The 23,205-nt window shown below is 73.6% G+C and carries 27 protein-coding genes; 17 read left to right on the forward strand and 10 right to left on the reverse strand.

Features of this window, described 5'->3' with window-relative positions; translation table 11 throughout:
- Positions 1–160: 160 nt before the first annotated feature.
- On the forward strand, positions 161–901 hold the full coding sequence (locus AC0I8G_RS22215; protein ID WP_471731876.1) for an SDR family NAD(P)-dependent oxidoreductase: 741 nt from the start codon (positions 161–163) through the stop codon (positions 899–901).
- Between the two features lie 140 nt (positions 902–1,041).
- Here AC0I8G_RS22215 and AC0I8G_RS22220 read toward each other — a convergent pair whose 3' ends face one another.
- A complete protein-coding gene (locus tag AC0I8G_RS22220; protein ID WP_471731877.1) occupies positions 1,042–2,043 on the reverse strand; it encodes an Lrp/AsnC family transcriptional regulator in 1,002 nt (333 codons plus the stop codon).
- Between the two features lie 123 nt (positions 2,044–2,166).
- Here AC0I8G_RS22220 and AC0I8G_RS22225 point away from each other — a divergent pair, with 123 nt between their 5' ends.
- Both AC0I8G_RS22225 and AC0I8G_RS22230 read left to right on the forward strand, forming a co-directional pair.
- Entirely contained in the window at positions 2,167–3,681 is a 1,515-nt protein-coding gene (locus AC0I8G_RS22225; RefSeq protein WP_471731878.1) for an MFS transporter, read from the forward strand.
- A gap of 96 nt (positions 3,682–3,777) precedes the next feature.
- Entirely contained in the window at positions 3,778–4,590 is an 813-nt protein-coding gene (locus tag AC0I8G_RS22230; protein ID WP_471731879.1) for an alpha/beta fold hydrolase, read from the forward strand.
- A gap of 101 nt (positions 4,591–4,691) precedes the next feature.
- Here AC0I8G_RS22230 and AC0I8G_RS22235 read toward each other — a convergent pair whose 3' ends face one another.
- Complete coding sequence (locus AC0I8G_RS22235; protein WP_328294363.1) at positions 4,692–5,003, reverse strand: hypothetical protein; 312 nt, start codon at positions 5,001–5,003, stop codon at positions 4,692–4,694.
- Positions 5,004–5,238: 235 nt separating this feature from the next.
- Between AC0I8G_RS22235 and AC0I8G_RS22240 the strand changes: the two genes are divergently transcribed.
- The 12 genes from AC0I8G_RS22240 (at position 5,239) to AC0I8G_RS22295 (ending at position 16,477) form a co-directional block, all read left to right on the forward strand.
- A complete protein-coding gene (locus AC0I8G_RS22240) occupies positions 5,239–5,979 on the forward strand; it encodes a YceI family protein (RefSeq protein ID WP_471731880.1) in 741 nt (246 codons plus the stop codon).
- A gap of 213 nt (positions 5,980–6,192) precedes the next feature.
- The gene (locus AC0I8G_RS22245) at positions 6,193–7,824 is read left to right on the forward strand and encodes a PP2C family protein-serine/threonine phosphatase (RefSeq protein ID WP_471731881.1); all 1,632 of its coding nucleotides are present in this window, start codon (positions 6,193–6,195) and stop codon (positions 7,822–7,824) included.
- 57 nt (positions 7,825–7,881) lie between these two features.
- On the forward strand, positions 7,882–8,445 hold the full coding sequence (gene def / locus AC0I8G_RS22250; RefSeq protein ID WP_471731919.1) for a peptide deformylase: 564 nt from the start codon (positions 7,882–7,884) through the stop codon (positions 8,443–8,445).
- Positions 8,442–9,485, forward strand: coding sequence for a tRNA (adenosine(37)-N6)-threonylcarbamoyltransferase complex transferase subunit TsaD (gene tsaD / locus AC0I8G_RS22255; RefSeq protein WP_471731882.1), 1,044 nt, complete (start codon positions 8,442–8,444; stop codon positions 9,483–9,485). Before def ends, tsaD begins: the two co-directional genes overlap by 4 nt.
- A gap of 67 nt (positions 9,486–9,552) precedes the next feature.
- Positions 9,553–10,248 carry a TerD family protein gene (locus AC0I8G_RS22260; protein ID WP_380257914.1) on the forward strand — a complete coding sequence of 232 codons (696 nt, stop codon included), beginning with the start codon at positions 9,553–9,555 and terminating at the stop codon, positions 10,246–10,248.
- Between the two features lie 118 nt (positions 10,249–10,366).
- Complete coding sequence (locus AC0I8G_RS22265; protein WP_471731883.1) at positions 10,367–10,828, forward strand: nuclear transport factor 2 family protein; 462 nt, start codon at positions 10,367–10,369, stop codon at positions 10,826–10,828.
- Positions 10,829–10,863: 35 nt separating this feature from the next.
- Positions 10,864–11,304: a cyanase gene (gene cynS, locus AC0I8G_RS22270; RefSeq protein ID WP_471731921.1), complete on the forward strand. Its 441-nt coding sequence runs from the start codon at positions 10,864–10,866 to the stop codon at positions 11,302–11,304.
- 97 nt (positions 11,305–11,401) lie between these two features.
- Entirely contained in the window at positions 11,402–13,345 is a 1,944-nt protein-coding gene (gene acs / locus AC0I8G_RS22275) for an acetate--CoA ligase (RefSeq protein WP_471731884.1), read from the forward strand.
- A 69-nt stretch (positions 13,346–13,414) separates the two neighbouring features.
- Entirely contained in the window at positions 13,415–14,425 is a 1,011-nt protein-coding gene (locus AC0I8G_RS22280) for an endonuclease/exonuclease/phosphatase family protein (RefSeq protein ID WP_471731885.1), read from the forward strand.
- Positions 14,426–14,697: 272 nt separating this feature from the next.
- Positions 14,698–15,168 carry a phage holin family protein gene (locus AC0I8G_RS22285; protein WP_380257922.1) on the forward strand — a complete coding sequence of 157 codons (471 nt, stop codon included), beginning with the start codon at positions 14,698–14,700 and terminating at the stop codon, positions 15,166–15,168.
- A 15-nt stretch (positions 15,169–15,183) separates the two neighbouring features.
- A complete protein-coding gene (locus tag AC0I8G_RS22290; RefSeq protein WP_471731886.1) occupies positions 15,184–16,101 on the forward strand; it encodes an alpha/beta fold hydrolase in 918 nt (305 codons plus the stop codon).
- A gap of 22 nt (positions 16,102–16,123) precedes the next feature.
- Positions 16,124–16,477, forward strand: coding sequence for a hypothetical protein (locus AC0I8G_RS22295; RefSeq protein WP_328294375.1), 354 nt, complete (start codon positions 16,124–16,126; stop codon positions 16,475–16,477).
- Between the two features lie 4 nt (positions 16,478–16,481).
- Here the strand turns inward: AC0I8G_RS22295 and AC0I8G_RS22300 are convergent, their stop codons facing one another.
- From AC0I8G_RS22300 to nth, 4 genes are read right to left on the reverse strand one after another with little or no spacing between them, the layout of a single operon-like run.
- The gene (locus tag AC0I8G_RS22300) at positions 16,482–16,886 is read right to left on the reverse strand and encodes a hypothetical protein (RefSeq protein WP_471731887.1); all 405 of its coding nucleotides are present in this window, start codon (positions 16,884–16,886) and stop codon (positions 16,482–16,484) included.
- Between the two features lie 5 nt (positions 16,887–16,891).
- Positions 16,892–18,097 (reverse strand): MarP family serine protease, encoded by a 1,206-nt coding sequence (locus AC0I8G_RS22305; RefSeq protein ID WP_471731888.1) that lies wholly within the window; start codon positions 18,095–18,097, stop codon positions 16,892–16,894.
- Positions 18,094–18,750, reverse strand: a complete 657-nt coding sequence (locus AC0I8G_RS22310; RefSeq protein ID WP_471731889.1) for an NUDIX hydrolase — start codon at positions 18,748–18,750, stop codon at positions 18,094–18,096. The genes AC0I8G_RS22305 and AC0I8G_RS22310 overlap by 4 nt, the downstream gene beginning before the upstream one ends.
- The gene (gene nth, locus AC0I8G_RS22315; RefSeq protein WP_471731890.1) at positions 18,747–19,463 is read right to left on the reverse strand and encodes an endonuclease III; all 717 of its coding nucleotides are present in this window, start codon (positions 19,461–19,463) and stop codon (positions 18,747–18,749) included. Before nth ends, AC0I8G_RS22310 begins: the two co-directional genes overlap by 4 nt.
- Before the next feature lie 190 nt (positions 19,464–19,653).
- Between nth and AC0I8G_RS22320 the strand changes: the two genes are divergently transcribed.
- Positions 19,654–20,232, forward strand: coding sequence for a hypothetical protein (locus AC0I8G_RS22320; RefSeq protein ID WP_471731891.1), 579 nt, complete (start codon positions 19,654–19,656; stop codon positions 20,230–20,232).
- 138 nt (positions 20,233–20,370) lie between these two features.
- Positions 20,371–21,096, forward strand: a complete 726-nt coding sequence (locus AC0I8G_RS22325) for a Crp/Fnr family transcriptional regulator (protein WP_328296251.1) — start codon at positions 20,371–20,373, stop codon at positions 21,094–21,096.
- A 103-nt stretch (positions 21,097–21,199) separates the two neighbouring features.
- On the opposite strand, the gene AC0I8G_RS22330 is transcribed toward AC0I8G_RS22325, so the two are convergent.
- The 4 genes from AC0I8G_RS22330 to AC0I8G_RS22345 all read right to left on the reverse strand — a co-directional run bounded on the left by AC0I8G_RS22330 (position 21,200) and on the right by AC0I8G_RS22345 (position 22,993).
- Positions 21,200–21,934, reverse strand: a complete 735-nt coding sequence (locus AC0I8G_RS22330; protein WP_471731892.1) for an MBL fold metallo-hydrolase — start codon at positions 21,932–21,934, stop codon at positions 21,200–21,202.
- A 1-nt stretch (position 21,935) separates the two neighbouring features.
- A complete protein-coding gene (locus tag AC0I8G_RS22335; protein WP_471731893.1) occupies positions 21,936–22,397 on the reverse strand; it encodes a RidA family protein in 462 nt (153 codons plus the stop codon).
- Positions 22,394–22,558: a DUF4177 domain-containing protein gene (locus tag AC0I8G_RS22340; protein WP_328294383.1), complete on the reverse strand. Its 165-nt coding sequence runs from the start codon at positions 22,556–22,558 to the stop codon at positions 22,394–22,396. The genes AC0I8G_RS22335 and AC0I8G_RS22340 overlap by 4 nt, the downstream gene beginning before the upstream one ends.
- 81 nt (positions 22,559–22,639) lie before the next feature.
- Positions 22,640–22,993 carry a WhiB family transcriptional regulator gene (locus AC0I8G_RS22345; protein WP_328294384.1) on the reverse strand — a complete coding sequence of 118 codons (354 nt, stop codon included), beginning with the start codon at positions 22,991–22,993 and terminating at the stop codon, positions 22,640–22,642.
- Positions 22,994–23,205: the final 212 nt, after the last annotated feature.

The following is a 23,205-nucleotide window of genomic DNA, read 5'->3' on the forward strand; positions in this document are numbered from 1 at the left end:
CCCCCTCGACGCCCGCCCCCGCTGTGCCCTCCGCTGGGTAGGGTGCGAACGTGCCCACGGTTCACCTGACCCAGGACGACGCCGCCGCCGACGTCGGGTCGCTCACCCGGGTTCGGGCCGCGAAGCCGGAGATCGGACGCGCCACCAGGACGGCGGAGGGGTGAACCGCTTCGCCGGCTCCCGGGTCGTCGTGACCGGTGCGGGTCACGGCATCGGCCGGGCCTGCGCGCTGCGGCTGGCGGGGGAGGGCGCCCGGATCGCCGCGCTCGACCTCGACCTCGACGCCGCCCGGGCCACGGCGGCGGAGGTCGACGGCCGCGCGTTCCCCCTCGACCTCACGTCGCGGGCCTCCGTCGACGCGGCCTTCGCCGCGGTGGTCGCGGAGTTCGGCGGTCTCGACGTCCTGGCGCACACGGCGGGCGGGGGCGTGCCGGAGTCGTCCTTCGAGGACTCCAGCGACGAGGAGTGGTTCGCCAACCTCGACCTCAACCTGATGGGAGCGGTGCGCTGCTGCCGGGCGGCGATGCCGCACCTGCGGGTCGCACCGGCGTCGGCGATCGTGCTGGTGAGCTCGATCAACGCCCTCGCGGGGCTGGGGGCGGACGCCTACTCGGCGGCGAAGGCCGGGCTGGGCGGGCTCGTGCTGAACCTCGCGGCGCAGGGGGCGGGCGAGGGGGTGCGGGTCAACGCCGTCGCCCCGGGGACGGTCCGCACCCGGGTCTGGAAGGGCGGCGCCGACGCCCGCAGCGACTGGTACCCGCTGGGGCGGGTCGGGGAGCCGGAGGACGTCGCGGCGGCCGTCGCGTTCCTCGCCTCGCCCGACGCGGCGTGGATCACCGGGCACACCCTGCCCGTCGACGGCGGCTTCCTCATCAACTCCCGTCAGGGCGACCGGCAGTAGGACTCCCCGTTCGCGACGTGCTGCCGCACCGGCCCGGGTGCCTTCTGGGCGCACATCGGCAGCCGCCGTCCGCACGTGCTTCCTGACCGCCGTCGAGGTGTCGACCTCCACACCTCCCGCGGTGACCGGGACGGAACGAGTCAGACCGGGCGGGGCAGCGGATCGGGGGAGGACGCCGCGCCCTTGAAGCTGCGGATCACCGGTGCGGTCTCGACCTGTTGGACGCCGGGCAGCGCGGCCAGCGGGCCGGTGAGGAAGTCGTACAACGCGGGGGTGCTCCTGGGGAGGATGCTGGCGTACAGGTTGGTCCGTCCCGTCGTCGCTGCGGCGTAGGCGACCTCAGGTCGTGCCGCCAGGACCTGACCCGCAGCTGCGATGTCGCCCGGGGACACGGTCAGCCACACGAGGGTCGGGACACCCGTCTCGAGGGTGCTGCGGTTGAAGTCGATGTCGAAGTAGAGGACGCCGCTGGCGCGCAACGCGTTGATGCGCCGTCTCACGGTGCTGGCCGGGACCCCGGTCCGCTCGGCGAGGTCCTCCACCGACGTCCGGCCGTCGCGGGCCAGCAGAGTCAGCAGGGAACGGTCGGTGTCGTCCACGCTGGCCGGCTCCTCGGTACCGACGGCCTCCACCGGGGGGACGACGGCCTCCAGCCGCTGCACCTGGTCTGCGCTCAGGACCCCCGCCTTGAGCAGGGGACTGGCCGCGTAGCCGTAGAAGACGTGCAGCAGCTGCTGCGCGCTGACGTCGACGATGCGTTGGGTCCGCGGGAGCTTGGTGAGCAGCAGCGCGTCGGTCTCCTTCAGGTCGCGGGCGCGGGTGGAGCACACGACCTCCGTCCCGCCGGAGGTGATGTTCACCCAGGAGGTGTCCGGCCGACGTGCCAGAGCCTCGGCGATGGGTACTGCGGCGTCCGGGGTGGTCCGTGCCCGGACGAACCACGACACCTCCCCGAGACGGTCGGGGTTGGTGAGCCCGACGATGCGCACCCGGCCCGTGGCGCGCATGCGGGCGCACCGTCGCGCGATCGTCTGGTCTGAGGTTTCGAGGACGTCGGCGAGGTGGCGGAACGGGGCGCGGGCATCGACCTGGAGGGCGGCGAGGATCTGCCGGTCCAGGGCGTCGAAGGTGTCGAGTCTCACCGTCCGCACGGCAGCCGTGTCGACATCCGCCGATGTCCCTCGCCCAGCTGGGGCGGGAGGTCGGGAGAGTCGACGGTGGTGACAGCGGCGAAGTGCGCCGCACCCGACTCCTGAGGATCTTCGATGCGCAAGTGGTCCCCGCTCGTAGTGGTGTGCCTCGGCACGTTCATGCTCTTGGTCGACGTCACCATCGTCAACGTCGCCCTGCCCTCGATGGCCCTGGCCCTCGACACCTCCTTCACCTCCCTGCAGTGGGTGATCGACGGTTATGCCCTGTCCCTGGCCGCCCTGCTCCTCGTCGCGGGATCCCTGGCCGACCGCTTCGGCCGCCGTGGCTCGTACGTGGTCGGGTTGACGCTGTTCGCGCTGGCCTCGCTGGCCTGCGGGCTGGCTCCCGCCGCCGGGGCGCTCATCGCTGCCCGGGTGGTCCAGGGCGTCGGGGCGGCGGCGATGTTCGCCGCCACGACCGCGTTGCTCCAGAGTTCCTACAGCGGTCGTGACCGCGGGACCGCCTTCGGCGTCTGGGGCGCGGTCAACGGTGCGTCGGCGGCTGCCGGTCCTCTGCTGGGCGGCGTGCTGACCCAGGGCATCAGCTGGCGGGCGATCTTCCTGGTGAACCTCCCCGTCGCCGTCGTCGCCGTCGTCCTCTCGCTGCGGGTCCTGCCGGAGACGAGGAACGCCGGCGGCCGCGTCGACGTCCTGGGCGGGATCGGGTTCACCCTCGCGACGGCGGCTGCGGTGTTCGGCTTGATCAACGGGGGAGAGAACGGGTGGGGGGACGGGAGGACCGTGGCGTCCTTCGTGGTGGCCGCGGTCGCCCTGGCCGGGTTCATCCTCGTCGAACGGCCCAGCGCGTACCCGCTGCTCGACCTCGGGCTGTTCCGCCGGCCGTCCTTCGTCGTCCTGATGCTGACCGCCGTCGTCCTGTCGGCGTCTGCGTTCGGGCCCTTCGCCTACACCTCCCTCTGGTTGCAGTCCCTCCTGGGGCTCAGTCCCGTCCGCGCCGGGTTCGTCGTGCTGCCGCTGAGCATCGCCTCGTTCGGGGTTTCCGCATTCCTCGGCCGTCTGCTGCACGGACGATCACCCCGACTGCCGGTCGGCGTGGGGATGCTGCTCATCGGCGGGGGAGGGCTGCTGATGACGTTCATCGGGAACAGGTCCGGCTGGGCTGTGCTGCTGCCCGGGCTGATCGTCTCGGGTCTGGGGGTCGGTCTGGCGACGCCGGTGCTCGTCTCCGCGGTGTTGGCGACGGTGCCCGGTCACCGGGCCGGCATGGCCGGGGGTGCGGTGAACACCTTCCGCCAGCTCGGTACGGCCCTCGGCATCGCCGTCCTCGGGACGGTGTTCTCCGGACGCATCCGGGACGTCGTCACCGCCGGCACCGTCCCGAACCCCGACGCCGTCGCCGGCGGGCTGGCCAGCGGTGGGGCGGCGGCGATCCTCGCCGCGGCTCCCGCCGAGAGCCGCGCCACCCTCACCGCCGTGGCGCACCGAGCTTTCGCCTCCGGACTGGACGACGTCTTCCTCGTCTGCGGGGTGAGCGCCCTGGTGTGCGGCGCGCTGGTCCTGGCTGTCGTCCGCTCCGGCGGACCGGTTGCCGAGGAGTCCGCGCGGACGACCGCCGAGACCGTCTCCTGATCTCACGAACCCCGACATCCCACGAACCCCGACACCCCACCCTCACCAGGAGGACCGACCGTGCCGTACCTGAACGCCGCCCCTGAGGGCCGACCCGTGATCGAGTTGCACTACGAGGACGACCAGCTCACCGACGCCGCCCGCCGGACCGTGGTCCTCGTCCACGGCTGGCTGCAGACCGGCCGGATCTGGGAGTCACAGGTCGAAGCCCTGGTCCAGCGAGGCCACCGCGTGATCACCTACGACCGGCGGGGGTTCGGGCAGTCGTCCACCGTGTGGGGCGAGCACCACTTCGACGCCTTCGCCGCCGACCTGCACGCCGTCCTCCGCCGGCTCGACCTGCACGACGTCGCGCTGGTCGGGTTCTCCAACGGCGGCGGCGACGTCGCCCGCTACCTCGGCACCTACGGGAGCGAACGGGTCGACCGGGCGGTCTTCGTCTCCGCGACACCGCCGTACTGCTTCGCCGCACCGGACAACCCGGCGGGAACACTCACCGACGACGTCATCGATCTCCTCCAGACCGGGTTGCGGAACGACCGACCGGCCTTCATCGACCACATCGTCGAGGAGATGTTCACCCCCGCCGGTGGCGACGGGGAGCTGGTCAGTTCCAGCGCCCACGACTACGCCGTCTCGCTGGCCCTCAGCGCCGCACCGAACGCCGCGATCCAGTCGGTCGACGCGTGGCGCACCGACTTCAGGGACGACCTCGACCACATCGACGTCCCGACGCTGGTCGTCCACGGGGACAGCGACCGACTGCTTCCGGTCCGGACGTTCGGTCTGCGCACCTTCCACGCCTTGCACGACAGCAGGCTGGAGATCGTGGAGGGCGGTCCGCACGGCATCTGCACGACGCACGCCGCGCAGGTCAACAGCCTCCTGACGGCCTTCGTGGGCAGTTGAGCACGATCCGGACACCGCCCCCGTCGGGTGCCGGCCCAGGTCTCGTCGCGTGGGCGATCACGCCACGACCCACCTCTGCCGGCCCACCCTGCCGGTGGGTCTCAGAGGCTCAGGACGTCCTGGTCGACGGCCCGCACGGGCCACAGGTCGAGGTCGAAGCGGACCCCGGGCAGGGCGTCGGTCAGTTCCTGCTGCAACCGGAAGCCCTCGCCCGCGTAGCGGGTGCAGGACATCGGCGAGTCCCAGCCGCAGAGGTCGACGGGGTGGTGCTCGTCGAAGTAGGCCTGCCACCGCAGGAGGCCGGTCCGCAGGGTCTCGTCCAGGCCCAGGTCGTCCAGGTGCGTGATGCTGAGGACGAACCCACCGAGGTCCGCCGGAGCCCACACCGGGGTCGGCGCGAGGTAGTCGCTCATCAAGCGGAGTCGCTCAAAAGGCACCCGACGAGGGTAGGCCCTCCAGGGCGGTGGTCCGGACCAGCCCACACCCTGCGGCGCAACGGGTTGCAACGACACAGCGTCGTAGGTGAACGTCGAAGGAGTGACCGGAAGCGGTCAGGGAGTTGCCAGGTCCCGCGGTGAACCCGCGGGCCGTCGGGGTCGTGAACCCGGTAGCAGGCCACGACGCTCCCGACCCCGAAGGTGACCCGCCATGAGCAGCACCCGCACCACCGAACGACCCCCCGCGCCGCAACGCCCCCGCCGCCGCAGGCTGTGGATCGCGCTGGCGGTGGTCGTCGTCCTGCTCGTGCTGGCGGCCGTCGTCGGACCCCGCATCTACGCGAGCATGGAGTCCGGCAAGGCCGCGGCACCCCTGGTGACCTCCGCCTCCACACCGTCGGCCACCGCGACCGCGGCCTCCACCGACGCCTCCCTCGACGGACCCTGGGCCATCGCCGCCGGCGGGACCGCGGGCTACCGCGTCGACGAGGTCCTCAACGGCCAGAACGTCACCGTCACGGGCCGCACCGACGAGGTCACCGGTGACCTCACCGTCGCCGACGGCCGGCTCACCACCGGCACCGTCTCCGTCGACCTGGCCAGCGTCGCCACCGACTCCGGTCAGCGCGACAACCAGTTCCGCGGGATGGTCATGGACACCGACCAGTTCCCGACCGCGGACTTCGCCCTCACCCAGCCCGTCCCGCTCGGTGGCCTCGAGGTCGGCTCCACGATCTCGGTCAGCCTCGTCGGCACCATGACCCTCAAGGGCACGACCCGGGACGCGACGATCCCCGCCACCGTCGAGCGGACCGCCGCCGACGCCGTCACGATCACCGGCTCGCTCCCGCTGACCTGGTCCGACTACGGCGTCAACGCCCCGAACCTCGGCTTCGTCTCCGTCGAGGACCAGGGCACGATCGAGTTCTCCTTCAGCGCCGACCCCTCCTGACCGACCCCTCCTGACGACGGCGGGAACCAGCGCTGCAGCCATCGCGGGACACACCGACGGAACGGCACCGCACGTCGGTGAGCCGTCGGAAGGATGCAGCGCTGGTTCACGCCGCACCCCCGACACCCTCCGGCGACCAGCCGGGGCGCGTCCCCTGAGGGCAATGCGTGAGATCGCCTGCGAGGCAACCACGCTCGTCCCTAGGGTGAGGCCATGTCGTCCGCGGGAGCGGTGGACCCGCTGCTCCTACGTGCGTGGCAGGAGGTCGCCGAGGGAATCATGGTGCTCGACGCGGCCACGTGGCACGTCGAGCACGTCAACCGGGCCGGCGCCGCGTTCTTCGGCCGCACCCCCGAGGACCTGGTCGGCGCTCTGCTGCCCGTCGCCTTCCCCGAGGAGGTCCGTGCCGCCTTCCACGACCAGCTGGCCCACCCCGAGGCCCCCGACTTCGTCGCCGGGACGGGGCCGCTGCCCGGGACCGACCGCTCCGTGGCCGTCCGGGCCCGGCGCCTGGGCGAGCACGTCGTCTGCTCCTTCCGCGACGTCACCCACGAACTCCGGCTGCAGGAGGAACGCGACCGGCTGACCGACTCGCTGCGCGGGTCCCTGGAACGCACGAGCGACCTGCTGCGCCTCTCCGAGGCCCTCACCGCGACGCGGACCGTCGCCGACGTCGCCGAGGTCGTCGTCGCGGCCGCCGCCCAGGGCTTCGGCGCGGCCTACGCCGCGCTGTCCGTCGTCGACCACGAGCGCCGGCTGCTGCGCACCCCGTTCACGGGCGAGCTCGCCGTCGGCGCCGAGCAGGAGTGGCAGGACCTGCCGCTGGACGGACCCGGCCCCGGCACCCTCGCGATGCGCCAGGGCAGCCCGCGCTTCGACGACGCCACCAGCCTGCGGACGAACTTCCCCGAGCTGATGCACCGCTGGGAGGTCGCGAACGTCCGCTACCTCGCCACCGTCCCGCTCGTCGCGGCCGGCGTCACCGTCGGGCTGCTCACGATGGTCTGGCACGAGGACCTCGAACTGTCCGAGAACCAGCGCGCGATGCTCGTCTCGCTCGCCTCCTACTCCACCCAGGCCCTGCAACGGGCGCTGCTGCTCGCCGAGCGAACCACCGCCGCCCGGACCCTGCAGCAGTCGATGCTCACCACCGACCTGCCCCAGCGCGGCGGGCTGGAACTCGTCGCCCGCTACGTCGCCGCGCACGCCGGCGACCAGGTCGGCGGCGACTGGTACGACGGGATCCTGCTGCCCGACGGGACGACGCTGCTGGTCATCGGCGACGTCAGCGGGCACGACGTCACCGCGGCCGCCGAGATGGGCCAGCTGCGCATCGCGCTGCGGGCGCTCGCCGTCGACCGCGACGACCCGCCCGCCCAGCTGCTCGACCGCCTCGAGTCCGTCGTGGACAACCTGCGCGGCGAGGCCATCCTCGCCAGCTGCCTCGTCGCCCGCGTCGAGCAGACCCCGCCGGCCCGGGCCGCGGGCGTGCGGACCCTGCGCTGGGCCAACGCCGGGCACCCCCCACCGATCCTCGTCGCGGTCGACGGCGCGGCCCGCGTGCTGGACGCCGAACCGGACCTGCTCCTCGGGGTCGGGTCCGCACGACGCAGCGACCACGTCGTCGAGGTCCCGGCCGGGTCGACCCTGCTGCTCTACACCGACGGCCTCGTCGAGCGGCGCGACGACGACCTGGACTCGGGGATCGAGCGGTTGCGGGCCCGCGCGTCGGTGCTGGCGGGGCCGGACCTCGGGGCGGGTCTGGAGTCGCTGATCGCCGACGCGGGTGGGGCGGGGAGCGACGACGTCGCCCTGCTGGCCGTCCGGTTCCACGCCCAGGACTGACCTACGATCTTCCCCGTGAGCGAGGAGCAGGTCGAGCAGGACGAACAGGTCGAGCCGATCGAGAAGGTGCCCGTCGAGTTCGAGGGGCGCGTCGGGGTCGTGCACCCGATCACCCGCTACCACACGCCCGTCCTGCACCGCCCCTGCGCGCCGGTGACGTCCTTCGACGACGACCTCGTGCAGCTCGTCGCCGACATGTTCGCCTCCATGGACGCCGCCGACGGTGTCGGGCTCGCCGCGAACCAGATCGGCGTGGACGCGCGGGTCTTCGTCGTCGACTGCCCGGACGACGACACCGAGGAGACCGGCGAGAACGTCGTCGCCCACGTCGTGAACCCCGTCCTCGTGCTGCCCACCGGCCGCAAGCGCCGGCTCGACCTCGACAGCGAGGGCTGCCTGTCGGTGCCCGGCGAGTACGCCGACCTCGCCCGCCCCGACGCCGCGAAGGTCACGGGGTTCGACGTCCACGGCGAGCCCGTGACGATCGTGGGGACCGGGCTGCTGGCCCGCTGCCTGCAGCACGAGTCCGACCACCTCGACGGCGTCGTCTACGTCGACCGGCTGCCGGCTGAGGAACGCGCCGAGATCCTGCTCGCGGCCGGGCTGGACGCGCCGCAGTGATCGTCCTCGGCATCGAGTCCAGCTGCGACGAGACCGGGGTCGGGCTCGTCTCCGAGGGGGTCCTCCTGGGCGACGCGCTGTCCTCGAGCATGGACGCGCACGCCCGGTTCGGAGGGGTCGTCCCCGAGGTCGCGGCCCGCGCGCACCTCGAGGCGATCGTCCCGGTGCTGCACCAGGCCCTCGACGTCGCGCAGCTGCAGCTCTCCGACGTCGACGCCGTCGCCGTGACCGCCGGTCCGGGGCTGTCGACGGCCGTGCAGGTCGGGCTGGCCTCCGCGAAGGCGCTCGCGTTCGCGCTCGGGAAGCCGCTCTACGGGGTGCACCACCTCGCCGGTCACGCCGCCGTCGACGTCCTGGAGCACGGGCCGCTGCCTTCGAGGTGCGTGGCGCTCGTGGTGTCCGGCGGGCACACGTCGCTGCTGCTGCTCGGCGACCTCGGCCGCGACCCGATCGTGCACCTCGGCGACACCATCGACGACGCGGCGGGGGAGGCCTTCGACAAGGTCGCCCGCGTCCTCTCGCTCGGCTACCCCGGCGGCCCCTCCATCGACAAGGCCGCCCGGGAGGGGGACCCGCGGGCGATCCAGTTCCCGCGGGCGCTGTCCCGGCCCTCCGACCCCGCCTACGGGTTCTCCTTCTCCGGGGTGAAGACGGCCGTCGCGCGCTGGGTCGAGGCACGCGTCGACGCCGGCGGCGAGGTCCCCGTCGCCGACGTCGCGGCCAGCTTCCAGGAGGCCGTCGCGGACGTCCTGACCCGCAAGGCCGTCGCCGCCTGCCGCGAGCACAGGGTCGACACGCTGCTCGTGGTGGGCGGGGTGGCGGCCAACACCCGCGTCCGCGCGCTGGCCGAGGAACGGTGCGCCGCAGCCGGCATCGAGCTGCGGGTGCCGCCGATCCGGCTGTGCACGGACAACGGCGCGATGATCGCCGCCGTCGGGGACCTGCTGGTGCGCGCCGGTGCCCCGGCCTCCGGGCTGGACCTCGGGGCGGACCCGTCGGCGCCGCTCACGGGGGCCCTGCTCGCCGGTCCGTGGCGCTGACGGCACTTCCCTGTGAGCCCGTTCGTTCCGGGGTGAGGAAGCTCCTCGAACGAAAGGCGTAGGACCCGTGGCGATCGACTACTCGAAGAAGGCTCCCGAACCCGAGAAGCCCGCGGGTGGCGGGATCTCGCTCTCCAAGGTCACGCTGACCAAGTCCACGCCCAAGGTCTCGCTGTCGAAGTCCGGCGGGGCAGGCGGGACGCTGCGCGTGCACCTGGCCTGGAACGCGCGTCCCGCGGGCACCGCGCCCGCCGCGAGCGGCGGTTTCTTCTCCAAGCTCAAGGCCGCTGCGGCGCCGCAGGGCGGGATCGACCTCGACATCGGCGCGCTCTACGAGTTCACCGACGGGTCCAAGGGCGTCGTCCAGGCCCTCGGCAACGCGTTCCGCGACCGCGGCGACGGCGATCCGATCGTCTGGCTCGACGGTGACGACCGCACCGGCGGCGGCGGCGAGAACCTCTTCGTCGACCTGCGCGCCGCCGCGAAGATCAAGCGGATCCTCGTGTTCGCGTTCATCTACGAAGGCGTCCCGAACTGGGCCGCCGCGGACGCCGTCGTGACGCTGCACCCCGTCAGCGGTCCCGAGGTCGAGGTCGGCCTCGACGAGCACGACGACAAGTCGCCCATGTGCGCCATCGCCCAGATCGTCTCCGACGGCCGCGAGATCACCGTGCAGCGCGAGGTCCGCTACGTGCAGGGCGGCCAGCAGGCCCTCGACGAGGCGTTCGGCTGGGGCATGAAGTGGCGGACCGGGCGCAAGTAGCCGCTCGCGAGGGGGATCGTTGCCTCCCCGGTCTCACTCCGCGACACCGGGGAGGCAACGATCCCACCCCCGCCCGGCTCCCCGCCCGGCGTCGAGGGTCGCGCGGCCGGGGAGCAGGATGCGCAGCGTGCGCCCACCCCTGCCGCCCTTCACCCGTGAGACCGCCCTCCAGAAGGTCCAGGCCGCGGAGGACGCCTGGAACACCCGTGACCCGCTGAAGGTGTCCCTCGCCTACAGCGAGGACTCCGTCTGGCGGAACCGGGACACCTTCGTCACCGGACGCGCGGCGATCGTCGAGCTGCTGACGGCCAAGTGGGCCCGGGAGCTCGACTACGCCCTGCGGAAGTCGCTGTGGGCGTTCACCGAGGACCGGATCGCCGTCCGGTTCCAGTACGAGTGCCGCGACCTCACGGGGCAGTGGTGGCGCAGCTACGGCAACGAGCTGTGGCACTTCGACGCGGAGGGCCTCATGACCCGGCGGGAGGCCAGCATCGACGACGTGCGGATCACCGCGGAGGAGCGTCGCATCCACGGCCCGCGTGCGGAGTCCGAGCGGGGGGTGGAGATTCCCCTGCAGTGATCGTCGCGACGTCGAACGGAAGAGGTGCTGTCGTGATCAGCAAGGACGAGGCCGGGCAGGTCGTCCGGCTCCAGAAGTTCCGCAAGGACCTCACCTGGGCCGCCATCGCGCAGGCGATCGGGAGGGACCCGGTCTGGACGGTGGCCGCGCTGCTGGGCCAGCACCCCGTCGACGCGGAGTCCGCCGAGACGGTCGGGGCGCTGCTCGACCTGGCGCCGGAGGTCGTCGAGGCGCTGCGGATGCAGCCCTACCGCGGCTCCGGGCACCAGGAGATCCCCACCGACCCGACGCTCTACCGCCTCCACGAGGCCCTCGGGGTCTACGGACCGGCGCTCAAGGAGCTGATCCACGAGGAGTTCGGCGACGGCATCATGAGCGCCATCAACTTCAAGGTCGACGTCTCCCGGCGCGCCGACCCCGGGGGCGACCGCGTCGTCATCACCCTCGACGGCAAGTTCCTCGACTACCAGTGGTGACCCCGCTGGGGGACGGGCCGCGACGCGACGCCGGCGGGGGGTGACTAACCTCACCCGGGTACGCCGTGGAGAGCAGCCCGTCGAGGAGGACGACCCCGTGACCACCCCGCAGGAAACCGTGCCCACTGTCGCGCCGGACCCGGAGTTCGCCGCGAACGCCGTGGCTCAGGCCGACCTGTACGACCGGGCGGCCGCCGACCGCCTCGGCTTCTGGGGCGAGCTGGCCCGGGAGCACGTCACCTGGGACCGCGACTTCGAGCAGGTCCTCGACTGGTCCGACGCGCCCTTCGCGAAGTGGTTCGTCGGGGGGACGCTGAACGTCGCCGTGAACTGCGTCGACCGCCACGTCACGGCCGGCCACGGTGACCGCGTCGCCATCCACTTCGAGGGCGAACCGGGCGACACCGCGACCGTCACCTACGCGCAGCTGCACGAGCAGGTCCAGCGCGCGGCGAACGTCCTCGCCGGGATGGGCGTCGAACGCGGTGACCGGGTCGCGATCTACCTGCCGATGCTCGTCGAGTCGATCGTCGCCATGCTCGCCTGCGCCCGCCTCGGGGCGGCGCACTCGGTGGTGTTCGGCGGTTTCTCCGCCGACGCGCTGAACTCCCGCATCACCGACGCCGAGGCGAAGGTCGTCATCACCTGCGACGGTTCCTACCGCCGCGGCAAGCCGACCACGCTCAAACCCGCCGTCGACGCCGCCCTGGCCAAGGGCGCCCCGTCGGTCACCCACGTCCTCGTGGTGCGGCGCAACGGCGAGGCCGTCGACTGGACCGAGGGCCGCGACGTCTGGTGGCACGAGGCGCTGGAAGCCGCTGCGCCGCACCACGAAGCGGAGAGCTTCGACGCGGAGAACCCGCTGTTCGTCCTCTACACCTCCGGTACCACCGGGAAACCCAAGGGCATCCTGCACACCTCCGGCGGGTACCTCGTCCAGACCGCGTACTCGACGAAGAACGTCTTCGACGTGCAGCCCGAACGCGACGTCTACTGGTGCACCGCCGACATCGGCTGGGTCACCGGGCACAGCTACATCGTCTACGGCCCGCTGGCCAACGGCCTGACCCAGGTCGTCTACGAGGGCACCCCCGACACTCCCGACAAGGACCGGTGGTGGTCCATCGTCGAGAAGTACGGCGTCACCGTCCTCTACACCGCGCCGACGGCGATCCGCACCTGCATGAAGTGGGGCGAGGAGTACCCGCAGAAGCACGACCTGAGTTCGCTGCGGGTGCTGGGCAGCGTCGGGGAGAACATCAACCCGGAGGCCTGGAACTGGTACCGCCGGGTCATCGGTTCCGACCGGACGCCCATCGCCGACACCTGGTGGCAGACCGAGACGGGCGCGCACATGATCGCCCCGCTGCCCGGGGTCACCGCGCTCAAACCGGGGTCGGCGCAGATCCCGATCCCCGGGATCGTCGCGGAGGTCGTCGACGACGCGGGTGAACCCGTCGGGCACGGTCAGGCCGGCTACCTGGTCGTCACCGAACCGTGGCCGGCGATGCTGCGCGGGATCTGGGGCGACCCGCAGCGCTTCAAGGACACCTACTGGGCCCGCTTCCCCGGGAAGTACTTCGCCGGCGACGGCGCCAAGCGCGACGAGGACGGCGACATCTGGCTGCTGGGCCGCGTCGACGACGTCATGAACGTGTCGGGGCACCGGCTCTCCACGGCCGAGATCGAGTCGGCCCTGGTCAGCCACCCCGACGTCGCCGAGGCCGCCGTCGTCGGCGCCACCGACGAGACGACCGGGCAGTCCGTCGTCGCCTTCGTCATCCTGCGCGGCGGGCACGAGCAGGGTCCCGACACCGTCGCGGACCTGCGCGACCACGTCGCGAAGGAGATCGGCCCCATCGCGAAGCCGAGGTCGATCATGGTCGTCGCGGAACTGCCCAAGACCCGGTCGGGCAAGATCATGCGCCGGCTGCTGCGCGACGTGGCCGAGCACCGCGCGCCCGGCGACGTCACGACGCTCACCGACTCCTCGGTGATGGACGCGATCTCGCAGGGGATGTCCGCGCCCGCCACGGACTGACACCCGATCCTCACCGCACCCCCGCGCCCGGTACGCCCCCGCAGCGCGGGGGTGCGGCACCCTCGGAGGGTGCGCTCACACCACCCACGCCGCAGCACGGCCGCCCTCACCGGAACCGTCGTCGCGACCGGGGTGGTCGCCGCCGGGGCGGCGCTCGTCGGCGCCCCCGACCTCTTCGGCCTCGCCGGGCACCGCCCCTTCGTCTGGACCGCGCCGTTCCGGGTGCCGGTCGGGGCCGGGCTGGCCGGGGCGGCCGTCGTGGCGGGTGCGGTGGGGATGCGCTGGCGACGGGTGCTGCCTTCGGCCGCGGCGCTCGCGCTGGTCGCGGCCGGATCGGTGGGGACGACCCTCGCCCGGGGGACCGCGCCGGGGGAGCTGCCCGCGGCCCGCCCCGGGGACGTCACCGTGCTCGCCGCGAACGTCCTCAAGGCCCAGGCCGACCCCGCCGGGCTGGCCCGCCTCGCCGTCGACGGCGGCGCGGACGTCGTCTCGATGCCCGAGTCGGACCAGGCCCTGGCCGACGACGTCGCCGCGCGCATCAGGGCCGCCACCGGCACCCCGGTGCAGGTCTTCTGGGCCCGCGACCTCGGCGGGGGCGGGTACGGGACGGCGCTGCTCGTCTCGCAGTCCCTCGGGCCGTACCGCACGACGGGGCAGCTGGCCGGCGGGGTCAAGGCCGTCGTCACCGCTGCACCCGTCTCGGGGGACGGTCCGGTGCTGGCCGCGGCCCACACCGCCGCGCCCGTCCCGGACCTCCTCGGGGCCTGGGCGGTGGAGGTGCGGGCGGTCGCCGACTGGTGCGCGAACACCCCGGGTTCGATCCTGGCCGGGGACCTGAACGCCACCCTCGACCACCCCGGACTGCACCTGCGGGGGTCCTGCGTCGACGCCGGCGAGCAGACCGGCACGGGCGCGCGCGGGACGTGGCCCGCGAAGTACCCGGCGGCGTTCGGCGCCACGATCGACCACGCCCTCGCCGACGGGAACGCCTGGCGCGCCGTGGGTTCCAGCGTCCGGGACATCCCCGGCAGCGACCACCGCGCCCTGCTGTCGCGGTGGCGACCCGTCCGGTCGTCGTGACCGGACGCGGGCGCGCTGGGCCGTCCGGGCGAACCTTCGAACTCACAGGTTTGGGTTGCGCGGAACTCCCACGCGCGGAGGTCGAGGGCCGTAGTGTCGGTCACGTCGTCGCTCGTCCCCCCTGTACGAGAGCGACCTTGGCGTCGCCGTCGGTCCCCCCGCCGACGGCGACGCGCTCCCCCTCCCGTGCACGCGCCGCGACGAACTCCTAGGGTTCACCCCGGCGCACCGTCATTCGCGCGGTGCGCGCAGCCTGGGCCTAGGAGGACTCGATGACCACCCTGAACGACCGTCCCGTCGGTGCGCCCGAACGCACGATCGGTCAGCTCGTGGCCGACGCGACCAAGGACATGAGCGAGCTCGTCCGCTACGAGATCGCGCTGGCCAAGTCCGAGATCACCACCGACGTGAAGAACGGCGCCATCGGCGGTGGGCTCTTCGGGGTCGCCGCGCTCTTCGGCTTCGTCGCCTTCGTGTTCCTCGGCATCACCGTCGCGTTCGCGCTGCACGAGGGGGCCGGCTGGTCGATCTGGCTGAGCTTCCTGGTCGTCGCCGCGGCGATGCTCGTCGTCGCCGGCCTCGCCGCAGCCATCGGGTTCGGCCGCATCAAGCAGGTCAAGCCGCCGGAGCGCACGATCCGCACGACGAAGGACAGCATCGCCGCGATCAAGGCCGCCGCCACCGGCAAGCCCGTCGCCAAGACCATCACCGGGGGCCCGGGCTCGCGCAGCCTCGGGCACTGACCCCCGGGCCGAGACGTGGGCGTCCGCTCGACCGACGTCTCGGCCGTCCTGGTCGAAGGACCGTGGCGGCACCGGTTGGTGGCCGCCCACGGTGCGCGGTTCCACGTCGCCGAGCTCGGTGAGGGACCGCTCGTCCTGCTGCTCCACGACTTCCCGCAGTTCTGGTGGGCGTGGCGCGCCCAGCTCACGGCGCTCGCGGCGGCGGGGTACCGCGCGGTGGCGATGGACCTGCGCGGCTACGGCGCCTCCGACAAACCTCCCCGCGGCTACGACACGCCCACCTCGGCCGCCGACGTCGCGGCCGTGGTGCGGGCCCTGGGGGAGCGCGACGCCGTCGTGGTGGGCCACGGCGTCTCGGGTCGCACGGCGTGGGCCCTGCCTTCGCTGCACCCCGAGCAGGTCCGCGGGATCGTCGTCGTGGGGGCCGCGCACCCGCTGCTGTCCCGCCACGTCCTGCTCGAACGGCTCGGCGAGGGCGCCGGGCTCGCCACCACCCGGACCGCGTTCGCCCGCCAGTTGCCCGCCCTGCCCGAACGTCGCCTCCTGAGCGGCGACGGGGTCGAGCGGGTGCTGCGCGAACGTTCCGGTCCCGGCTGGCCGCCCGCCGCCGACGTCGAGCGCTACCGCGACGCGATCCGCGTGCCGTTCGTGGCCCACTCCGCGTTGGAGTACCACCGCTGGATCGCCCGTTCCGCCGTCCGCGCCGACGGCCGCCGGTTCGCGGCCGCCCTGCGCGACGGCGTCGAGGTCCCCGTCCTGCAGGTGCGCGGCGCGCTCGACCCCACGGTGTCCGCGGGGGCCCTGGACGCGGCCGCCCGCTTCGCCCACGGCCCGCACCGGGTGGTCGAGGTGCCCGACGTCGGGCACTACCTGCCCGAGGAGTCCCCCGAGCGGACGACGACGCTGCTCACCGGCTGGCTCGCGCGCTGGTGAGCGGCCCGGCAGCATCGCCGTCGTGACCTTCCACACGGGCAACGCCGACCTCGACGGCGCCGACGACGGCGGCTGGTTCTTCGGGAGCTTCATGGCCGGGCGGGTCCCCGCGCTGGCCAGCGAGCACGTCGAGGTGAAGTGGGCCCGGATGGCGGCCGGGTCGCGGGACGAGGAGTGGACCGCGCCGGAGGCGGAGACGTCCCTGTGCGTGCTCGTCGCCGGGTGGCAGCGGTTGCGGTTCCGGGAGGGCGAGGCCGTCCTGGCCACGCCGGGCGACTACGTGATCTGGTTCCCCGGCGAGGAGCACACCTGGGAGACCTCCCCGGTGGAGGAGACCACGACCCTCACGATCCGGTGGCCCTCGCGGGCCGGGTGAGCGCTCACCCCAGGGCGCCCGCGACCGTCAGCACCGCCCCGGCGAGGCGCACCGCGTCGGCCCGCCGCAGCCGGGTGAGCAGGGCCGGTCGGGGTCCCTCCCGGCCGAGCCGGGAGTGCGTGGGGGCGGCCGCGACCGCGGTGCTCACCCCGCTCAGGACGGTCCCCGCGAGGGCGACCCACAGGTGCGGGGAGGACGGCACCGAGACGGCGACCCAGACCCACGCGGCCAGCACGGAGCCGTAGACCACGGCCACCACGGGGGTGATCCGGCGGGAGTGGGCGGTGTGCGCGGCGGGGAAGTCCCGCGGCGGGGTCGCGACGAGGGCCGGGTAGACGACGGCCGTGACCACGAGCTGGAACCCGAGGTGCAGGGTCGCGGCGGCGAGCAGGGCCCTGGGGGCGTCCACGGCGATCACTCGGCCGTGCAGGAGCCGGTGGAGACCTCCGCGGTCCGGGAGCCGGCCTCGGCGAGGACCCGGTCGAGCTCCGTGGGGGTCAGCGCGTACCCGGTCTGCTCGTCGTCGAGGGACTTGGCGAAGACCACGCCCACGACCCGCCCGTCCGCGCTCAGCAGCGGCCCGCCGGAGTTCCCGGGCCGGACCGTGGAGTACACCGAGTAGACCTCGCGGACGACGTCGGTGGTGTCGTAGATGTCGCGGCCCTGGGCCTGCAGCACCTCGCGGACCCGGCCGGGCTGCACGTCGTAGCCGCCGTCGAGGGGGAAGCCCGCGACCAGCGCCGTGTCACCCCGGGTGAGCTCGTTCGCGCGGGGCAGGGCCGCGGCGTCGAGGCCGGGGACGTCGAGGACGGCGAGGTCGAGCCCGGGGTCGTAGGCGACGACGCTCGCCGGGTACTGCTGGCCGACCCCACCGGGCTGGACGAGAGGGTCGCTGACCCCCGCGACGACGTGGGCGTTGGTGACGACCCGCGCCGAGTCCCCGACCCGGTCGACCACGAAACCGCTGCCCTCCAGCCCGCGCCGGCACGTCGTCGCCACCCCGGTGACCTTCACGACGCTGCCCGCGGCCGCCTCGAGCCCCTCGGTGCCGGGGAGGGGGTCGGGCGCGGCGATGGCGGTGATCGGCTCGGCGTCGAGACCGGTGAAGACCCGCGGGAACCCGTTGGCCTGGGCCGCGGCCCAGAACGTCGAGAGCAGGCTGCCGGTGCTCACGGGCACGACGCCGTCCAGGGCCCCGACGACCCGCGACCCGGTCACGGCCTGCACCACCCGGGGCAGCGGAGCCGTCCGCGCCGCCCCCGCCACGACCCAGACCACCAGCAGCGTCGCGACGAGGCCCGCGACCGCGCCGAGCACGGCGTCGGCGAAGCGCGCCGGTCGCCACCGGACGTGGGAGCGCAACCGGGCCCCGACGAAGCTCAAGACGAGGCGGCCCAGCACCGCCAGCACCAGCGTCCCGAGCACCACGACGAGCGTGCGGCGCACCCCCGGCGTCCAGCCGGCGACGAGGTGCGGCAGCCACGCGACCCCGACGGCCGCGCCGCCGACCAGCCCGACGAGACCCGCCAGCCCGACGAGCAACCCCTCCCGGTACCCGGCGACGACCTGGACCAGCACCACCACCAGCAGGGCGACGTCGAGGACGTCCGACGACGTCACGCGCGGGCTCCGGCGCGGTCCAGGGCCTGCTGCAGCGTCAGCGCGGCACCCCCGCGCGCCTCACTGGCGGGACGGTCGAGGCCGCCGAAGGCCAGGACCCGGACGAGGACCTCGGCCGTGAAACCCCAGACCAGCAGCCCGCGGACGGCGAACGCGGGCCCGACGTAGCCGCCCGGGCCGCGCAGGGTGAGCCGGGCGTCGTCGGCGAGCAGCTCCGACAGCGGGACGCGTTCCACCCGGGCCACCTCGTCGGGGTCGACCGGGCCGACCGGCGCGGGCTCGCGCCAGTGCGCGATCACCGGGGTCACCTCGTGACCGGAGTGGGCCAGCAGCAGCGGCGGCAGCGCGCCCAGGACCTCGACCCCCGCGGGGTCCAGTCCCGTCTCCTCTTCGGCCTCGCGCAGGGCGGTGGCCGCGGCGTCGGCGTCGCCCGGGTCGCTGCGGCCCCCGGGGAAGGCGACCTGACCGGAGTGCTGGCGCAACGTCCCGGCGCGTTCGGTGAGCAGGACCTCCGGGCCGGCCGGGCCGTCGGCGAGCAGGACGAGGACGGCGGCCGGACGCCCTGAGCCGGAGCTGTCCACGCGCCAGTCCAGGTCGGCCACGGTGAGGGTCGGGAGCCGGGTGGCGAGCGGTTCCAGCCAGTCGGGGATCACGCCGTCGCCGCCACGGCGACACCCGGGGGGCCCTGCTTCACGAGCTTCGCCGCCCGCACCGGGTCGTTCTCGCCGATCCCCGCGGACGGGCAGAGCCGGGCGACCGGGCACGCGCCGCACGCGGGTCGGCGGCTGTGGCAGGTCCGGCGGCCGTGGAAGATCATCCGGTGGTTGAACATCGTCCAGTCCTGGCGCGGGATGAGCCCGGCCAGGTCGGTCTCGACCTTCACCGGGTCCTCGTGGGTGGTGAACCCGAGCCGGCGCGACAACCGTCCGACGTGGGTGTCGACGGTCAGGCCGGGGACGCCGAACGCGTCGCCCAGGACGACGTTGGCCGTCTTGCGCCCGACCCCCGCGAGCTTCACCAGGTCGGCCTGGCGCGGGGGGACCTCCCCGCCGTGCTCGGCGACGAGCTGGGCCGACATCTTCAGCAGTGCGTCGGACTTGGCCCGGAAGAACCCCGTCGGCTGGATCAGGCCCTCGAGCTCGGAGCGCTCGGCCGCGGCCAGGTCGGTGGCGCTCGGGTAGCGGGCGAACAGCGCCGGCGTGACCTGGTTGACCCGGGCGTCGGTGCACTGCGCCGAGAGGATCGTCGCGACCAGCAGTTCGAACGGGCTGGTGAAGTCGAGCTCGCAGTGCGCGTCGGGGTAGCGCAGCGCCAGCGCCCGGTGGACCCGGCGGGCTCGTCGGGTCCGGGCCAGCTCGGTCTCCACCCTTGGACCCTACGTCGGAGGGGCCGGGTGATCACCCGTCCGTCCCGGCCGGGGTACGAGTTCTGCACACCCTCCACGGCCGACCTCCGGAAACCGTTGCCCCGTGCCACAGGTGCGGTCGGGTGACGGGAGACGACCGGGAGGGTGACACCCCGTCAAGCGTCCCCGGGGGAGAGACGACATCCCTGGCATGCAGCACGACGGCGAACCCGACCGCACCTCCGAGATCGACCTGCTGGAGGCCTACCTCCGACCTGTCCTGACGGGTGTCCTGGAGGACGCCGACGCGCTGCGCTGCCGCAACGCGGTCCGCGTCGAGCTCGCGGAGCTGCCGCTGCCCGCGCTGCGCCGCCGACGGGGGCTGCTGCAGGAGGAGCTGCGCCGCGTCCAGCACTGGAGCCGGCTCGTGCGGGCCCGCCTCGACCTGCTCGTCGCCTCGGCCTGCGGCCCGGAGGAGCTGCACGTGCCGCTCGAGGCCGCCGCGCACGGCGGCCCGCTCGACCAGCTGCTCTCCGGCACCACCGCGGGGGACACCCTGCTGCCCGACGTCACCGGCGTCCACGCCCTCGACCCGGCTCACGGCCTGCGCGGACTCCTCGTCCTCGAACGCCCGCTCGGAGCGCCCGGGCTGAACGAGCAGCTGCAGGAACTGTCCTTCGCCCAGCAGCGCCTCGCCGACTACGACACCGCCCTCCTGGCCGAACTGGCCGTGGCGACCGACGTCCTCGCGGAACGTGCCCGCGCGCTGTTCCACCGTTCCGGCTCCTAGTTCCGGCGCCTAGTTCCGGTACCTGCGGTCGCTCCCCACCGCTCCCTCGGCGGGATCGTGCGGCAGACTGTCGGGAGGCCGTGTCGAGGTGACGCGCGTCACGACAGCAGAGGAGGTCGGTCGGTGGACTACGGGCAGATCGACGGCGCCCCCGGTGCCGACCGTCTCGACGAACGCCTCGGCGACCGCCCCGGCGACGTCGTCCGTCGCGCCCCGCTGTTCGCCGCCCTCGACGACGAGGCCGCGGGCGAACTGCTGGAGACGATGGAGGCCGTCCACCTCGACCGGGGTGAGCAGCTCTTCGGCGAGGGCGAGCCGGGGGAGCGCGTCTACGTCGTGCGCACCGGCAAGATCAAGCTCGTCCGCAGCTGGCCCGACGGCCGGGAGAACCTCCTCGCCGTCCTGGGCCCCGGCGAGATGTTCGGCGAGCTCTCCCTCTTCGACCCCGGACCCCGCACCTCCTCGGCGCGCGCCGTCTCCGAGTCCGAGCTCATCGCCCTCGGCCACGACGACATGATGCGCTGGCTCGCCCGGCGTCCCGAGGTCGCCAAGCACCTGCTGCAGGCGCTGGCCCAGCGGTTGCGCCGCACCAACGTGACCCTGGCCGACCTCGTCTTCACCGACGTCCCCGGCCGCGTCGCGAAGGCCCTGCTCGACCTCTCCCGCCGGTTCGGCCGGCCCATCGCCGACGGTCAGCTCGTCGCCCACGACCTGACCCAGGAGGAACTCGCGCAGCTCGTCGGCGCCTCGCGGGAGACGGTGAACAAGGCGCTCGCCGACTTCGCCTCCCGCGGGTGGCTGCGGCTGGAAGCGCGGGCCGTCGTGCTGCACGACATCGAGCGACTGGCCCGTCGCGCCCGCTGACCCCTCGCGTCCCTCGGACGCGTCGCGCCCCCGGATCGCGCGGAAACAACACTTTCCGCCCTCGTAGCGCCTCCTCCGGGGCGGAAAGTGTTGTTTCCGCGCGCTAGGGGAGTTGCAGGTGGGTGAGCTGGGCGCGGACCGAGAGCACGGCGGCGCGGGCGAGGGGGCCGGCGAGCCGGCCGTGCACGGCGAGGGCGACCTCCTCCGGCGTCGAGGCTCCCGCGGCGACGGCGGCGCGGACCTGGTCCAGCCGCTCGAGGCGGTGCGCCAGCTGCGTCTCCAGGGCGGCGCGGGCGTCCGGCCGGGCGGGGCCGTGGCCGGGGAGGACGACGGTCGTGTCCAGGTCGATCAGCGTCCGCAGTGACGTCAGGTAGTCACCGAGGTCGCCGTCGTCGGCGATGACCGTGCTCCCGCGCCCGAGCAGGGTGTCGCCGGTCAGCAGTTCGCCGCTCCTCAGGAGCACCGAGACCGAGTCGGCGGTGTGGCCGGGGGTCGCGACGACCGTCAGCGCCAGCCCCGCGATCGCGTGCTCACCCGCGGTCCGCACGACCGGGGCGGGGTGCTCGCGCAGGAACGCGTCGAGCCCGCCGACGTGGTCGAGGTGGTGGTGGGTGGCGACGACGAGTGCCACGGTCCGTCCCGCCAGGGCCCGCGTGATCGCGGCCCGGTGGCCGGGATCGTCCTCACCCGGGTCCACGACGACGACGTCGCTGGAACCGGGGGCGGCGAGCAGCCAGGTGTTCGTCCCGTCCAGCGTCATCGGCCCGGGGTTGGGCTCCAGGACGCAGGTGGCCCGGTCGGTGACCGGACCACCTGTCCAGGGGCCGGGAGGGGTCACGTCAGGAACGAACCCGCACGACGATCTCGACCTCGACGGGGGAGTCGAGCGGCAGCACGGCCACCCCGACGGCGCTGCGGGCGTGCTGGCCGGCATCACCGAAGACCTCGCGGAGCAGGTCGGACGCGCCGTTGACCACGCCGGGCTGACCGGTGAAGGACGGTTCGCTGGCGACGAAGCCCACGACCTTGACGACCTGCACGATGTCGTCGACCGACCCGACCACGCTCGCGGCGGCCGCGATCGCGTTGAGCGCGCACGTCGCGGCGAGCTGCTGGGCGGTGTCCGCGTCGACGCTCCCGCCGACCTTGCCGGTCACGGCGAGCTGGCCGTCGACGAACGGCAGCTGGCCGGAGGTGAAGACGAGGTCGCCGTCACGGACGGCGGGCACGTAGGAGGCGACGGGTGCGGCGACGGCCGGCAACGTCAGGCCGAGTTCGGCCAGCCGCTCCGTCGTGCTCACGCGTCGGCGCCCATCGGGCGCTTGAGGTAGGCGACCAGGCCGTTGCCACCGGGCCCGGTGAGGACCGTCACGAGCTCCCAGCCGTCGGCGCCCCACTGGTCGAGGATCTGCTTCGTCGCGTGGACGATCAGCGGGATGGTGGCGTACTCCCATGTCTTCATGGGCGCCAACCTAGTGGGCCCCCGGTCCCGAGGGACCGGGGGCGCTCACGGGTGGCGGCGATGCGCTCGAACGCCGCGTGCTCAGACGGCGGCGGGTACCCCGACCAGCGAGATCTCGGGCACCGCGGTGCCCGACCCGGTGACCTCGGCCCCGTCGATGCCCAGGGCCGCGTCCCGCGCAGTCTCGAGCAGACGGCGCCACGACTGCACGTTCGGACGGCGCTTGAGCAGCGCACGCCGTTCACGTTCGGTCATGCCGCCCCAGACCCCGAACTCGATGCGGCTGTCCAGCGCATCGGCCAGGCACTCGGTGCGCACGGGGCACCCCCCGCAGATCTGCTTGGCGCGGTTCTGCGCCGAGCCCTGCACGAACAGCTCGTCCGCTTCGGTGGCCTTGCAGGCCCCGCGACTAGCCCATTCCAACGTCCACGCCATGACGGCCCCTCCCGTCGACGCCCCCCCGGTCCGGTGCTCTGCGAGCACCGGTTTCCCCCCGGTTCAGCGATACCTGTGAATCCCCCTGAGTGCCCCACGTCGGGCACGTCTGCAGCGTAGGCTCGGCGAGGGACTCTTCCCCAGAGCATCTTGTGATGAACATGGGTAGTCACTTCGAGCTACCGACTCGTCACCCACATAGATCAACGCAG

It is taken from the genome of Kineococcus sp. AC630 (genome assembly GCF_979255925.1).

Coding starts and splice junctions, on each gene's coding strand:
- AC0I8G_RS22225 (WP_471731878.1), top strand. CDS start 2,167: ATGCGCAAGTGGTCCCCGCTCGTAGTGGTGTGCCTCGGCACGTTCATG.
- AC0I8G_RS22235 (WP_328294363.1), bottom strand. CDS start 5,003: ATGAGCGACTACCTCGCGCCGACCCCGGTGTGGGCTCCGGCGGACCTC.
- AC0I8G_RS22240 (WP_471731880.1), top strand. CDS start 5,239: ATGAGCAGCACCCGCACCACCGAACGACCCCCCGCGCCGCAACGCCCC.
- AC0I8G_RS22245 (WP_471731881.1), top strand. CDS start 6,193: ATGTCGTCCGCGGGAGCGGTGGACCCGCTGCTCCTACGTGCGTGGCAG.
- AC0I8G_RS22265 (WP_471731883.1), top strand. CDS start 10,367: ATGCGCAGCGTGCGCCCACCCCTGCCGCCCTTCACCCGTGAGACCGCC.
- AC0I8G_RS22285 (WP_380257922.1), top strand. CDS start 14,698: ATGACCACCCTGAACGACCGTCCCGTCGGTGCGCCCGAACGCACGATC.
- AC0I8G_RS22320 (WP_471731891.1), top strand. CDS start 19,654: ATGCAGCACGACGGCGAACCCGACCGCACCTCCGAGATCGACCTGCTG.
- AC0I8G_RS22340 (WP_328294383.1), bottom strand. CDS start 22,558: ATGAAGACATGGGAGTACGCCACCATCCCGCTGATCGTCCACGCGACG.
- AC0I8G_RS22345 (WP_328294384.1), bottom strand. CDS start 22,993: ATGGCGTGGACGTTGGAATGGGCTAGTCGCGGGGCCTGCAAGGCCACC.